Annotated in this window: 11 protein-coding genes; 4 read left to right on the forward strand and 7 right to left on the reverse strand. The window is 59.4% G+C overall.

All coding sequences use genetic code 11. The features are described 5' to 3' along the window. The first annotated feature begins 241 nt into the window (after positions 1-241). A complete protein-coding gene (locus AAC077_RS14655) occupies positions 242-952 on the forward strand; it encodes an IS6 family transposase (RefSeq protein ID WP_339770869.1) in 711 nt (236 codons plus the stop codon). A 286-nt stretch (positions 953-1238) separates the two neighbouring features. After that, positions 1239-2456 (forward strand): MFS transporter, encoded by a 1218-nt coding sequence (locus tag AAC077_RS14660; protein WP_339770871.1) that lies wholly within the window; start codon positions 1239-1241, stop codon positions 2454-2456. A 64-nt stretch (positions 2457-2520) separates the two neighbouring features. On the opposite strand, the gene AAC077_RS14665 is transcribed toward AAC077_RS14660, so the two are convergent. From AAC077_RS14665 to AAC077_RS14695, 7 genes are all read right to left on the reverse strand, one after another. Next, a complete protein-coding gene (locus tag AAC077_RS14665; RefSeq protein WP_339770873.1) occupies positions 2521-3492 on the reverse strand; it encodes a dipeptide ABC transporter ATP-binding protein in 972 nt (323 codons plus the stop codon). Further along, positions 3489-4466, reverse strand: a complete 978-nt coding sequence (locus tag AAC077_RS14670) for an ABC transporter ATP-binding protein (protein ID WP_339770875.1) — start codon at positions 4464-4466, stop codon at positions 3489-3491. The genes AAC077_RS14665 and AAC077_RS14670 overlap by 4 nt, the downstream gene beginning before the upstream one ends. Positions 4467-4469: 3 nt before the next feature. Continuing rightward, complete coding sequence (locus AAC077_RS14675) at positions 4470-5375, reverse strand: ABC transporter permease subunit (RefSeq protein WP_339770877.1); 906 nt, start codon at positions 5373-5375, stop codon at positions 4470-4472. A 1-nt stretch (position 5376) separates the two neighbouring features. Continuing rightward, positions 5377-6384, reverse strand: coding sequence for an ABC transporter permease subunit (locus tag AAC077_RS14680; protein ID WP_339770879.1), 1008 nt, complete (start codon positions 6382-6384; stop codon positions 5377-5379). Next, the gene (locus AAC077_RS14685) at positions 6378-7487 is read right to left on the reverse strand and encodes a Xaa-Pro peptidase family protein (RefSeq protein WP_339770881.1); all 1110 of its coding nucleotides are present in this window, start codon (positions 7485-7487) and stop codon (positions 6378-6380) included. Before AAC077_RS14685 ends, AAC077_RS14680 begins: the two co-directional genes overlap by 7 nt. 78 nt (positions 7488-7565) lie before the next feature. Continuing rightward, positions 7566-9155, reverse strand: coding sequence for an ABC transporter substrate-binding protein (locus AAC077_RS14690; protein WP_339770883.1), 1590 nt, complete (start codon positions 9153-9155; stop codon positions 7566-7568). A gap of 65 nt (positions 9156-9220) precedes the next feature. Next, entirely contained in the window at positions 9221-9859 is a 639-nt protein-coding gene (locus AAC077_RS14695) for an XRE family transcriptional regulator (protein ID WP_339770885.1), read from the reverse strand. Positions 9860-10515: 656 nt separating this feature from the next. Between AAC077_RS14695 and AAC077_RS14700 the strand changes: the two genes are divergently transcribed. After that, on the forward strand, positions 10516-12945 hold the full coding sequence (locus tag AAC077_RS14700) for a membrane-bound PQQ-dependent dehydrogenase, glucose/quinate/shikimate family (RefSeq protein WP_339770887.1): 2430 nt from the start codon (positions 10516-10518) through the stop codon (positions 12943-12945). Between the two features lie 62 nt (positions 12946-13007). Then, a complete protein-coding gene (locus AAC077_RS14705; RefSeq protein ID WP_339770889.1) occupies positions 13008-14408 on the forward strand; it encodes an APC family permease in 1401 nt (466 codons plus the stop codon). The last annotated feature ends 4 nt before the right edge of the window (positions 14409-14412 follow it).

Raw genomic sequence — 14412 nt, forward strand, 5'->3', positions numbered from 1 at the left:
TCCGACATGCGCGTGAGTGTATTTCGTCGTGACCGATAAGGCAAACTTATTGGACATAAAAGAATCTGGCAAGTTGCGGCGGTTTTTAAGGTAATTTCTGGGCGTAAGCGCCGCGCAGATGAAGGGATTAGTCCAGACGATCACATCCGAGAGACAGACACGATACCCCGCATGTCCGTAGGGGGCGACTGTTGCATTAACAGGGGCTGATGGGGAATATCGGTTTGAAAGGATCGCTGAGATGTCGAGCAAACAGCCCTTCAAACGCCACCGGTTTCCTGCAATGGTCATCTTAGTTGCTGTGCGGATGTATCTTCGTTACCCTTTATGCTATCAGGATGTGACAGACCTGCTGGCGGAGCGAGGGCTGGAGGTTGATCGCTCCACGGTCTTTCGGTGGGTCCAGAAGTTCGGGCCGGAACTGTCCCGGCGGACTGAGCGTCATCTCCGCCGCGCAAGCCTCAATTGGCACGTGGATGAAACCTATATCCGTGTTGGTGGAAAATGGCGTTACCTCTGGCGGGCAATTGATGCCAACGGCCAATTGGTGGATTTCAGGCTCACTGCCAGACGCGATGCGAAAGCTGCAAAAGCCTTTCTGACCAAGGCAATGGAACGGGTGCGGCTGCACCGCCCCTTGTCAATTTGCACAGATAAGGCACCGACGTATCGAAAGGTGATCCGCGAGATCAACCATCGCTACGACCCGCATTTTGACTATATCACCCATGTTGACCGCAAGTATCTCAACAACCGTGTCGAGAGCGATCATGCCGCGCTGAATCGGCTGCTCGGGTATCGGCAAAGCTTCCGATCTCTGAGTTGTGCCAAGGCGACACTGCTAGGGATGGAGACAATCAGAGCGATCAGGAACGGGCATATACAAACGAGGCAAACGGGCGTCAGGGGCGAGATCAGTTTCGTCCACCAGCTCTTTGGATTGGCTGCCTGAAATCAACGCAGCGAAGTAAAACTATCCGCGCGACAAGTTAACGCAACAGTCCCTTGTCGATAGCGTTGGCAAAGCGATCATGGAACGGCTTGGTGGCCTCGACTCGAGAACCTGACAGTCCCGGTAAAAGGTTTCGGTGGAGAAGCTCCATGAAATGGTATACCAAAATGATAGCGAAAGCCCGCCGTCGCAAAGGGAGCCTTAGGTGATAGACGCACAAGCCCGCGGCAGAGGTCGCCATTTTTTGCAGACCGCTTCACCTGTCTGCAAGAGATCGTAGTTATTCATGAACCGGGTTGAACGATTTGCCCTTTACGTGGCGCTGACAGCTTTGACCGCTTTGGCGATTGACGGTGTTCTGCCTGCGATGCCCATGATCGAGGCCGATCTTGAAGATGCCTCACCTTTCACCGGCGCACAGATCATAACGGTTTTCGTGTTCGGGATGGCCGGTGGAGAGCTTTTGACCGGACCGCTGAGCGATGCGGTGGGTCGGCGCAGCGTGGTCATTGCAGGGCTTGTCGTCTTTGCCATCGGGACAATCATCGCAGCAACCGCAGATAGCTTTGCGGCGGTCATAATGGGCCGGTTTCTACAGGGTGTGGGCGTCGCGGGGCCGAAAATCGGAACGCGCGCAATGATCCGGGACCGATATGCCGGCAACGACATGGCACAGGTGATGTCGGTGATCTTCACCCTGCTGATCCTTGTGCCAATGATTGCACCCGCCATAGGGGCTGTGATCGCCGCCGCCAGTGGCTGGCGTGGCGTGTTTTGGGCGTATCTGGTGCTGGCGCTTGTGCTGGGGGTTTGGCTGGCCGTGCGGCACCCTGAAACCCTGCACCCTGAAAAGAAGATACCGCTACACGTCCGGCGTTTGGTCAGGAACACCTGCACCGTGCTGGGACGCGCCGACGTGACGCCGGTTATCATCGCGACCGGTTTCATCTTTGGCGCGCAACTGACCTATTTCGCCGTGGCGGCAGATCTTTTTGGAACGCTTTACCTTCAGTCCGCAAGGATGCCCGCGCTATTTGCACTGCTTGCCACGGGTACGGGTGCGGCGCTTTTGTTAAACGTGCGTTTCGTTCGACATACGGGCATGGGACCGCCAATCCTGGCGGGCCTTGCTTTGCTTGGCGTTTCTGGCGCCACGTTGATGGCGGCCGCAGCATTTACCGAAGGTCACCCATCGTTGGCGGTTCTACTGGGACTGGCATGGATTGGCTTTTTTGCCCTTGGCCTTTTGTTCGGCAACCTGAATGCGCTGGCGATGCGCCCGCTGGGCGATCTGGCGGGGTTAAGCGCGTCCATCATCGCCGCGACGTCCAGTCTGGTCGCCTTTGTGTTTGCCACGGGCGTCGGGGCGTTGACCACCAGTCCTGTGTGGGCTGTTGCGGTGGCGTTTGCGTTGTCCGCAACGCTGTCAGCCGTTTTGATCTCGGTCGCGATCCCTGCGCGATCGTGGGGGCGGGTGCTGCGCTTGCGCCCGCCGTCCCGTTAGGCCGCGCACAGGCAGTCCTGCCGACACCACCCGCGTCGGGTGCTGCCGACAAAACGGTGCGGGATCAGGCGGGTTCGCCACCATTTTCGGGGTAAAAACAAGCCGCCGCATGGGCCATGTCAGGCAACACCGGACGCTCGGCGCGGCATTTGTCCTGCACCTTCCAGCAACGCGGAGCAAAGGGGCAACCGTCAGGGATCGACAGCGGCGAAGGCAATTCGCCTTGCAACTTGATCCGTTCCTTCACGCCACCCGGGTCGGCCTTTGGCGTGGCCGACAGCAACGCCTTGGCATAGGGGTGGAACGGTGCGTCGAACACGGCATCGCGGCTGCCCTTTTCGACGGCACGGCCCAGATACATGACGATCACTTCGTCCGCCACGTGACGCACCACGCTCAGGTCGTGGCTGATGAACAGATAGGCCAGCTGCAACCGGTCTTGCAGATCGACCAGCAGGTTCAAAACCGAGCTTTGAATCGAAAGATCCAGCGCCGAAACAGGCTCGTCCAGCACCAGCACCTTGGGGTCCAGCATCAGCGCACGCGCGATGGCGATACGTTGGCGTTGACCACCCGAGAACATATGCGGATAGCGGTCGTAATGCTCGGGGCGCAATCCGACCAAGGCCAGCATGTCGCGTGCCTTTTTCTGACGCTCTTCCTTGGACATCGACTTGCGATTGATCTTCAGCGGTTCTTCAAGGATCGCGCCGATGCGCTGGCGCGGGTTCAGCGATCCGTAGGGGTCCTGAAACACGATCTGCACCGCCTCGCGATGCGAGGCCCAGTTGTCCGGCGTCAGTTCCTCATCGTCGAGGATCAGCTGACCGGCCGTGGGCTCTTCGATCATGGTCACCATGCGCGCCAATGTCGACTTGCCACAGCCGCTTTCGCCGACAACGGCCAGCGTCTTGCCGGGGTAGAGGGCAAAGTCCAAGCCCGCCACAGCTTTCAGCGTGCGCGACCCGCGCAGCCAGCCGCCCGAGACATCATAGTGCCGTTCCAGCGCGGTTGCTGTCATCACCGGTTTCGTCATGATGCAACCCTTTCGTCCGCATTGAGGGGGTAGAAACACCGCGCATATCCCACGTCGGGGCCAAGCGCGGGTGGCGGATCGGTGCGGCATTTGTCATTGGCAAACTTGCACCGTGGCGAAAACAGACAGCCCGCAGGACGGTCAAACTGGCCCGGCACCACGCCTGGAATTGTCGGCAGCCGTTTTTCCGTCGCCCGTTCCGGCAGCGCATCCAGCAAGGCCGAGGTGTAGGGGTGGTGCGGCGTGCGAAACAGCGGCATCACCGGCTGCTCTTCGATCTTCTGGCCTGCGTATTGCACGCTGACACGTTCCGCCGTTTCAGCCACCACGCCCATATCGTGCGTGATCAGCACCAGACCCATGCCGTTTTCGTCGCGCAGCTTGGCCAGAAGGTCCAGAATCTGCGCCTGAATGGTCACATCCAATGCGGTTGTCGGTTCGTCCGCGATCAGCAGCTTGGGTTTGCAGGCAATCGCCATGGCGATCATCACCCGTTGGTTCATGCCACCCGACATCTGGTGCGGAAATGCCGACAGGCGCTTTTCAGGGTCGGGTATACCCACCTGTTCGAACAGCTCGATGGCGCGGGTGTGACGTTCGCGGCGGCCCATCTTCAGGTGCTTGCGCAGGGCCTCGCGGATTTGCCAGCCAACGGTAAAGCATGGGTTCAGCGATGACATCGGCTCTTGAAAGATCATTGCCATGTCCTTGCCGATGATCTTGCGACGGGCGGCGGCGTCAATCTTCAACAGGTCCTGCCCGTCAAAGGTCATCTCGTCGGCGGTCACGGTCGCGGTCCACGGCAGCAGCCCCATCACCGCCAGCATTGATACCGATTTACCCGAGCCACTTTCACCGACGATGGCAAGGATTTCGCTTTCGTTGACGTCCTGGTCCACCCCGTCCACCGCACGGAACCGTCCGGTTGCGGTGGCGAATTCGACACTCAGGTTTCTGATACGCAAAAGGGCCATGCGTTAGCTCCGCTTCAGTTTCGGATCAAGTGCGTCACGCAGACCGTCGCCCATCAGGTTGATGGCCAGAACGGTGACAAGGATCGCAAGACCGGGAAAGGTGACGACCCACCACGCGCGCAGGATGAATTCACGGGCTTCGGCCAGCATGGTGCCCCATTCGGGGGTTGGTGGCTGTGCGCCCATGCCTAAGAACCCAAGGGCCGCAGCATCAAGGATCGCCGTCGAGAACGACAGCGCCGCCTGCACGATGATCGGTGCCAGACAGTTCGGCAGCACGGTCACGAACATCAGCCGAAGCGTCCCCGCCCCTGCCACACGCGCCGAGGTTACGTAATCTTTCTGCCGCTCGGACAGCACGCTGGCGCGGGTCAGGCGGACATAGTGGGGTTGCAGCACGATGGCGATGGCGATCATCGCGTTGGTCAGCGACGGCCCAAGGATGGCCACCAGCACCAGCGCCAGCAACAGCGACGGAAACGCCAGGACAATGTCCATGATCCGCATGATGATGCTGTCGACCCACCTTGGCGAAAACCCTGCGATCAATCCGATGATGATCCCGCCCGTGGCGGCGATCGTCACGACGAACACCCCGACAAAGAACGAGAACCGCGCGCCCACGATCAGGCGGGACAGCATATCGCGGCCCAGTGGATCGGTGCCAAGGATGTGGCTCCAGGTGCCGCCATCCTGCCAAACGGGGGGCTGTAGCGTTGCCTCGCGGAACTGCTGGGTGGCGTCATGCGGCGCGACCCACGGGCCGAACACGGCCAAAAACGCAAAGACTGCGAAAATGGCCAGCCCGAACAGGGCGCCTCGGTTTTCGCGGAAATAGAACCAGAACTCGCGCAGCCGTCCGGGCCGTTCGTGGACCATCTCGGCTTCGGCTGAAAGGGCGTCATCCATCTCAACGTTTCCTGATTTTGGGGTTGATGACGCCGTACAGCATATCAACCGTTAGGTTTACGATCATCACCATCACGGCAATCAACAACAGCCCGCCCTGCACCACCGGGTAGTCACGGCGGAAAATACTGTCGACCATCCACTTGCCGATGCCCGGCCAGCTAAAGATGGTTTCGGTCAGGATAGCGCCCGCCAGCAGGGTGCCGACCGACAGACCGATCACGGTGACCACCGGTATCAGCGCATTGCGCAGGGCGTGGATGCCATTGATCCGTCCCGGCGACATGCCCTTGGCGCGGGCGGTCCGAATATAGTCCTCACCCAGAACCTCCAGCATCGCGGACCGCGTTTGCCGCGCGATCACCGCCAGCGGGATCGTGCCCAGCACGATGGTCGGCAAGACCAGATGGCGCACGGCCGAGGCAAAGGCCCCCTTCTGCCCCGAGGCCAGGCTGTCGATGATCATAAAGCCCGTGGGGTTGGGGAAATAGTAAAGCAGGTCAATGCGCCCCGAAACAGGTGTCCATTGAAGATTGCCCGAAAACACGATGATCAGCAGAAGCGCCCACCAGAAAATCGGCATCGAATACCCGACCAGTGCGGTCGACATCAGCGCGCGGTCAAACAGCTTGCCCCGGTTCACGGCGGCAATGACCCCGGCGGGCAATCCCAGCAGGATCGCAAAGAGCATCGCAAAAAACGACAGCTCAAGCGTGGCCGGGAACAGCGCAAAAAACTCGTCCCAAACAGGGCGTTTGGTGACGAATGAAGTGCCCAGATCGCCCTGAAGCACGCCGGTCAGATAGTCCCAGAACTGGATATGGATCGGCTGGTCAAAGCCGTATTGCGCGGCCAGTTCGGCGTAGCGCGCTTCGGAAACGCCCCGTTCGCCCGCCATCACCTGAATAGGATCGCCGGGCAACGCGCGGATGAAACTGAAGGAAATCAGCGTCACCCCGATGAAGGTCGGGATAAACGTCAAAAGCCGTCCAAGAATGTAATTCAGCATGGGATCACCATCAACTCTTTCGGGAAGCGCGTCAGCGTTTCGTATCCGTCTTCGGTCACCAATACGTCGTCTTCGATCCGTACACCGAAATTTCCGAGCTCGTAGAGTCCCGGCTCGTTGGTGTAAACGGTGCCCGCGGGTAAGGTCATTTGATTGCCCCGCATGATATAGGGCGCCTCATGCACCTCGCGTCCCAGACCGTGACCTGTCTTGGTGCGGATGCGGTCGGCATAGGGCGATGCTTCAAGCACACCCGTTACCACATCATCAATCTCGTGGGCTGTCACACCTGCGCGGGTGACATCAAGACCGGCCAGATTGGCGCGCAAAACGGTGTCGTAGACATCGTGGCCCTCGTCGCTGACGTGGTCCAGAAATACGGTGCGGGTGATGTCAGCGGTGAACCCGTCCGCACGGGCACCAAAGTCGAACAGCAGCGCATCGCCTGCCTTGACCATGTAGTCGTGGCGCGCGTGCGCGTGCGGCTGCGCCGAGTTTTCGCCAGCCGCCACGATGGGCGTGAAAGACAGGTTGTCGGCGCCTTCTTCGAACATCATACGCACCAGCGTTTGTTCGATCTGTTTTTCGCTCTGACCCAGCTTGATCGTCGCAAGCGTGCGGTGCAGGGCGCGTTCTGAAATCTCTACGGCCTTGCGCAGGGCGGCCACGTCTTGCGGCGTCTTGATCATCCGCAACGCCGAAATTTCGCGTTCACCGTCAATGATCCGCAGATCGGGTTGGGCGGATTTCAATGCGTGATGCACGAACACACGCATCACCTGCCCTTCGACAGCCAGCGATGCGATGTTCAGATGCTTCAGCAATCCGGCAAAGGCATCGTCATATCCGGTCTGGTCGCGCCAGTCGAACAGCGCGCCCTCGAACCCTGTCGATTGCCAGCTTCCCAGTTCAAGGTTGGGCACAAGTGCGGCGGGCGGTTTGCCGGCAGGCACAACCACCAGAAAGGGCCGTTCATGGCTCATGAAGCTTTGACCAAGCGCGCGGGTGAAATTGGGGCCAGGCACCAGCGCCACGGCGTCAACATCAAGCTGGCTCGCAACTTCGGCATAGGCGCTTAAGCGGTTTGAAAGTGTATCCGGCACAGGCGGCTTGCTCCTGATCAATCTGAAACAGAAGAGGCAGCGCCAACGCAGCGCTGCCTCTGTTTGGGTCCGGGTCGCTTATTGCGACAGACCAACCTGGTTGAAGATGTGGCCACCCAGCGGGTGAACAACGTAACCTTCAACTTCAGGGCGCATGGTCATGAAGACAACCGAGTGCGCGATCGTGGCCCAAGGTGCTTGATCCTTGAAGATCTCTTGCGCTTGCTCGTACAGGGCCGCGCGTTCGTCTTGCGACGACTGCACTTTGGCATCCTGAACCAGCTTGTCGAAGTCTTCGTTGCACCACTGCGCACGGTTGGAACCGCCGACGGCATCACAGCCCAGCAGAACCGCAAGGAAGTTGTCGGGATCGCCGTTGTCGCCGGTCCACCCCAGCAGAACCGCGCCATCACGATCTTCGGCTTTGGACCGCTCCAGGTATTCACCCCACTCGTAGGACACGATTTCAACATTGACGCCGACTTTCGAGAAATCTTCCTGCATCAGCTCGGCCATGCGGCGTGCGTTGGGGTTGTAGGGACGCTGCACCGGCATCGCCCAGATTTTCAACGTCAGATCGGACACGCCTTCGGCTTCCAGCATCGCCTTGGCCGCTTCGGGGTCGTAATTGTCGTCCTCGATCGCGTCGTTGTAGGACCACATGGTCGGCGGGATCGGGTTCTTTGCAATCTGGCCCGAGCCCTGGAACACCACGTCGATGATCGCCTGCTTGTCGATCGCCATGTTCAGGGCCTTGCGGACCTTGGCGTTGTCAAAGGGTGCGACCTTGGTGTTGTAGGCAAGGTAGCCGACGTTCAGACCTTCCTGCTCCATCACGACGATGTCTTCGGCGTCCTTCATCGCCTGCACGTCGGCAGGGTTCGGGTAGGCCATGACATGACATTCACCGGCCTGCACTTTCTGGTAACGCACCGATGCGTCAGGTGTGATTGCGAAGATCAGGCTTTCGACCTTGGCCGCATCACCCCAATATGCGTCGTTGCGCAGATAGCGGATAACCGCGTCTTTCTGATAGGCTTGGAACTGGAACGGGCCGGTGCCGATGGGCGCCTGGTTCAGCATTTCGGGCGTGCCCGCTTCCATCATCGCGTCGGCATATTCTTTCGACTGGATGGAGGCAAAATCCATCGCCATGTTGGCAATGATCGGCGCTTCGGGACGGGTCAGGTTGAACACGACGGTATAGTCGTCAACCTTTTCGATGCTCTCGATCAGTTCAGGCATCGACATCGAGTTGAAGTATTCCCATGTGCCGCCGGACACGGTGTAATACGGGTTTTCTTCGTTGCCCTGACGGTCAAAGCTGAAGATCACGTCGTCGGCATTGAAATCGCGGGTCGGGGTGAACTGGTCGTTCGAGTGAAACTTGACACCCTTGCGCAGATTAAACGTGATTTTCTTGCCGTCTTCCGACACTTCCCAGCTTTCTGCCAGACCGGGGATGGTTTCGGTCGTGCCCGTCTTGAATTCGGACAAGCGGTTGTAGATCGGGTGGCTGGACGCGTCAAAGGTGGTGCCGGAGGTATACAGCGCCGGATCGAAACCTTCCGGTGACCCTTCCGAGCAGTAGACCAGCGACTGGGCATGTGCCGACACGCCCAGCGTGCTTAGCAACAGGCCAGCGGCCATAATTTTCTTCAAAGACATATCATTCTCTCCTGTTTGAAGATTTGTTATCCTGAGGCGGGCTTGTGCCGCCACAGCGACGGGTTTCAGCGCCTGAGGGGTAACATTTCGCGGACGTCCGCGAGTGCAGCCTCTGATTGTCCGATTTGCCCGGACTTATCGTATTCCATACGGCCCACCCAAAGAATGCGGGCCGGTTTATCTGTCTTGTTCGACCAGCAATGCGGCGTGTCCCCCAGATAATGAAGGCTGTCGCCCTCACGCATGAGATACTCGCGCTCGCCCACCATCTGCGAGATTTCACCCTCGAGAATATAGATGATTTCCTCGCCGATGTGGTTCACGACTTCGGATTCATACCCTGGCGGCACGTTCATGACATAAGAGGTCAGTTCGTGCCCCGAAAAGGCTGCACCGATCTGTTCATACTCCACAGGCGATCCCGCCACGGAAAACCGTGGTCGGCTGGCCCCGCGGGTCAGACTGTCGACCGCACGCGGTGAATGGACAAAATGGTCAAGATCCACAGCCAGCGCGGTGGCGATCTGGTTCAGGGTTCCCAGTGACGGCGTGGCATTGCCACGTTCGACCTGACTGAGATAGCCAACGGATACCCCCGATGCAGCAGAAAGCTTTTGCAAAGTCATCGCAAGCCGATGGCGCTGCGTACGCATACGCGCCCCCAGCAGATTGGATGGCTTTTCTGTTGCAGCTTTGCTTTGCATAGGTGGCTGGAAACTCCCCGAGGCCCGCGCGCTTGATGGTGTCGCGAAGCTTGGGGATGAAAACAGTTTAGGTCAACAATAAAAATTATTGTCAGGTCAAAAATGTTTGCATCTCAGGAGCGCCGAATGATGTTTTTGACAAGTCACTGCGGCGTTCTACCCGCTGTTGGCGGGCCGTTTCGGTGAAGGACACTTTTGTATTTCAACACGCATTTGGCGAACGAAAAACAGATCGCCCAAGCTGACGTTAGACCCATGCGCAGGTCAGTCGACCATGAACATCTCCAGCTCTTGGTTGCGACGCCCTCTGCCAAGGCCATTTCCACGGCGACCAGCACGGCCTGTTCATCGTGATGCAGAACCAGTGCCAGAATATCGACCCTTTCCCTATCCCCACCAAGCTTGTGCAGCATGAGGTGCTGGAGCACGAGGCCGCAAGACCAACCATCATATGCGTCCTAGGGTCGGCGGCGTGATCCTTTCGTTCGCGTTCAAACCCGGTGAGCGACGTTAAAATCAACGCCGCGCCGCGCGCGCTTTCAGATCCGCACCACACGTCACGCGGGAACCAAACCCCGGCCCGTGCGTTTCTGAAACATTAAGGCAGGGTTATTTTGCCCTGTTTTACCGATCTAGACAGATTAAGGAGAGGTGACATGCCTGACACCGATACACCGCGCACCCAATCCGGATTTGAGTGGTACGTTGTATTCATAGGCATAGTCGTGTTGGCGATCGGATTGATTTTGGCAGCGGGTGGTGTCTGGCTGATTTCCTTGGGCGGTTCTTGGTATTATGCGATCACGGGCGTGCTGTTGGTCGTCGCGGGTGCCTTGCTGTTTCGGAAGCGACGCAGCGGTGTGACGCTGTTTGTGGCGGTCTGGATTGGCACGTTGATCTGGGCGATCTGGGAGGTAACCCTGGACGGGTGGCAACCTGCCTCGGATTGGTGGGCGTTGGAGCCAAGGGTGTTTGCGCCCACGGTGCTGTTGGTTCTTGTGTTGATTGGTCTGCCTGCACTGCGTCGACGAGATATGAGCGGTGTCAGCGCGGTCGTGGCCACAGTGGCGCTGGGGCTTTCGCTGATCATGGGGGGTGCCGTGCCGCTGTATGCGCAGCAGGACACATCGCCAAACACCACGCCAGGTGCCACAGAGACACCGGATGCGGCGGCAACAGCGCAGGCCGCGCCCTTGGAAACCGGTGAGGACTGGCCGGTCTACGGTGGCACTGTTCGGGGCGAGCGGCATTCGCCGTTGACGCAGATCACCACCGAAAACGTCGCAAATCTGGAACAGGCCTGGTCGATTCACACTGGCGACATGCCGTCCGAGGCCGCCGACGGCAAATATTCACCCGAAAACACCCCTCTGAAGGTTGGCGATACGCTGTTTGTCTGCACACCGATGAATCAGGTGTTGGCGCTGGATGCGTCCACCGGGCTTGAAGAGTGGCGATATGATCCGAACGTGTCCGAGGATGCGATCCCCTATGGGGCGACCTGCCGCGGTCTGGCCTATCATGTGCAAAACGATGTCGATCCTGACACCCTTTGTGCGGCCCGCATTCTGGTCGGGACACTGGATGCGCGGCTGATTGCGGTGGATGCGGGCACCGGCCAGATTTGCCCCGCATTCGGGCGCGAAGGGATGGTTGATCTGAACAACGGCCTTGGGGACACGGTGCCCGGCTGGTACGCGGTGACCGCACCGCCGACCATCGTGCGCGGCGTTGCCGTGGTTGGTGCACAGGTCAGCGACAACGAGGCAAACGATGCCCCGTCGGGGGTTATCCGTGGCTATGACGTGGTTACAGGCGACATGCTGTGGGCCTGGGATCTGGGGCAGGGCGGTGTCGTCGATGAACCCGGTCAAGGCGAGACTTACACCCGCGGCACGCCGAACATGTGGACGATGGCATCGGGAGATCAGGAACTGGGGTATGTGTATCTGCCGCTTGGCAACTCCTCTAGCGATTACTACGGCAGTGACCGCAGTGCGGAAGAGAATGAATATGCATCCTCCCTTGTGGCTTTGGATGCCACAACCGGCGAAGAGGTCTGGCATTTCCAGACCGTTCATCACGACGTGTGGGATTACGATCTGGGCAGTCAGGTGACGCTGGTCGATTTCCCTGCCGACGGTGGCACGGTTCCGGCGCTGATCTTGCCATCGAAACAGGGGCAGATTTACGTGTTGAATCGCGAGACAGGGGAAAGCCTGTTTCCTGTGGAAGAACGTCCCGCCCCCAAGCTGGGCAGCGTCGAGCCTGATTATATCTCGGATACGCAGCCTTATTCGGGCTATGCCAATCTGAACCAGCCTCCGCTGACGGAAAAAGATATGTGGGGCATGAGTCCGATTGACCAGCTGTGGTGCCGCATCCAGTTCCGCCGCGCCAATTATGCGGGGCAGTTCACACCGCCCTCGGCGGACAAGCCGTTCATTCAATACCCGGGTTACAATGGCGGATCGGATTGGGGCAGCGTGTCGGTGGACACCGAACGCGGCATCCTGATCGCCAACTACAACGACATGCCGAACTACAACCAATTGATTCCGCGCGAAGAGGCTGATGCACGGGGCGTAAAACCGTTCAGCGATGCCGGTGGCGAGGCGGGTCCGATGCAGGGCGTGCCCTATGCGATTGAGGTGAACGCGGGCTGGCGGGTGCCATTTACCGGAATGCTGTGTTCCGAGCCGCCTTATGGTTGGATCAGGGGCATTGATCTGGCCACCGGTGAGACCCTGTGGGACCAGCCGTTCGGCTCGGCCGAAAACAACGGGCCGTTTGGCATTCCATCAATGCTGCCGCTGACGATCGGGACGCCGAACAATGGCGGGCCGATCACCACGGCGGGGGGCGTAACCTTTGTGGCAGCCACCACCGACGATAAACTGCGCGCCTTTGCCACCGAAACGGGCGAAGAGTTGTGGCAGGTCGATCTGCCTGCGGGGGGACAGACAACGCCAATGACCTATGAGGTCGATGGTCGCCAATACGTCGTAATCTATCCCGGCGGGCATCATTTCATGGAAACCGAAGTGGGCGACCAGATTATCGCCTATGCGCTTCCGGAAGAATAATAACTAACGCCCCCGTCATCAGGCGGGGGTACTTTTGGTCTTATGTCGTTGGAGGGTGGGATATGTCGGACGCACACTCGGGGTCATCGGGAAAGGATGAAGACACCAAGCTGAAACGGGTGATGGGACCGGGGCTGCTGTTGTTATTCATTGTGGGCGACGTGTTGGGCACCGGCATCTATGCGCTGACGGGCAAGGTGGCCGGAGAGGTCGGCGGCGTGGTTTGGCTGCCCTTCCTTGTGGCCTTTGTTCTGGCGACGGTGACGGCGTGCAGTTATCTTGAGCTGGTCACGAAATACCCCCGCGCGGCGGGGGCTGCCCTGTACACGCACAAGGCGTTCGGCGTGCATTTCATCACCTTTCTGGTGGCCTTTGCCGTGATGTCGTCTGGCATCACCTCGGCGTCCACGGCATCGCGGGCTTTTGCCGAAAACTTTGCCCAGACGGCGGGATTTGGCGACGGGGCATTTGGCGTCACGGTGATCAGTCTGGCCTTTATGGCGCTGATCGCTGCCGTCAACGTGCGCGGAGTGGGCGAAAGCGTGAAGATGAACGTGGTGTTCACCTGTATCGAACTGACCGGATTGGTCATCATCATCCTGATCGGGGCCTGGGCGCTGGCAGGCGGGCAGGGCGACTTTGGCCGTGCCTTTGATTTCAGCGGTGGCGAAACGGAAAAGGGTCTGTTCTGGCCGGTGATCGCGGCCACCACGCTGGCGTTCTTTGCGATGGTCGGGTTCGAGGATTCGGTCAACATGGCCGAAGAATCCAAGAAGCCGTCGCGGATATTCCCCAAGGTGCTGCTGACCGGCCTGCTGATCACGGGCGTGATCTATCTGCTGGTGTCGGTGACCGCGATTGCGCTGGTGGATGCCGAAGAGCTAAGCGAAGGCGCCACGCCGCTGCTGAAGGTCGTCGAGGCCGGCGCGCCGTGGTTTCCGCTGGGCGTGTTCGGGGTGATCACAATGTGTGCGGTGGCCAATTCCGCGCTGATCAACATGCTGATGGCGTCGCGGTTGCTGTATGGCATGGCCGAGGAAAAGGTGTTGCCGACGGTGCTGGGCCACGTGTTGCCAAACCGGCAGACGCCTTGGGTGGCCATCCTGTTCACCACGGCGTTGGCGGCGGGTTTGATCACCTTCGTGGGGGCGGTGCCCGATCTGGGCGGGACCACCGCGCTGCTGTTGCTGGCGGTGTTTGCGGTGGTTAACGTGGCGGTGTTGGTGTTGCGCAGTGACAAGGTGGACCACGATCATTTCACCGCGCCGCTGGGGCTGCCCTATCTTGGTGCCGCAAGCTGTGCGTTTTTTGTCGGGCCTTGGACGGGGCGCGATCCGGTACAGTATCTGATTGCGGGCATCTTGCTGGCAATCGGTGTGGTGCTTTGGGGGGCGACGGTCGTTTACATGAGGTCGAAGGGCGAGACACCCGGAGGGGATGATATGAGCGAGTTGGCACAGTGATGCG

The sequence above is a fragment of the uncultured Pseudosulfitobacter sp. genome (assembly GCF_963976325.1).
In the GTDB taxonomy this organism is placed as follows: domain Bacteria; phylum Pseudomonadota; class Alphaproteobacteria; order Rhodobacterales; family Rhodobacteraceae; genus Pseudosulfitobacter.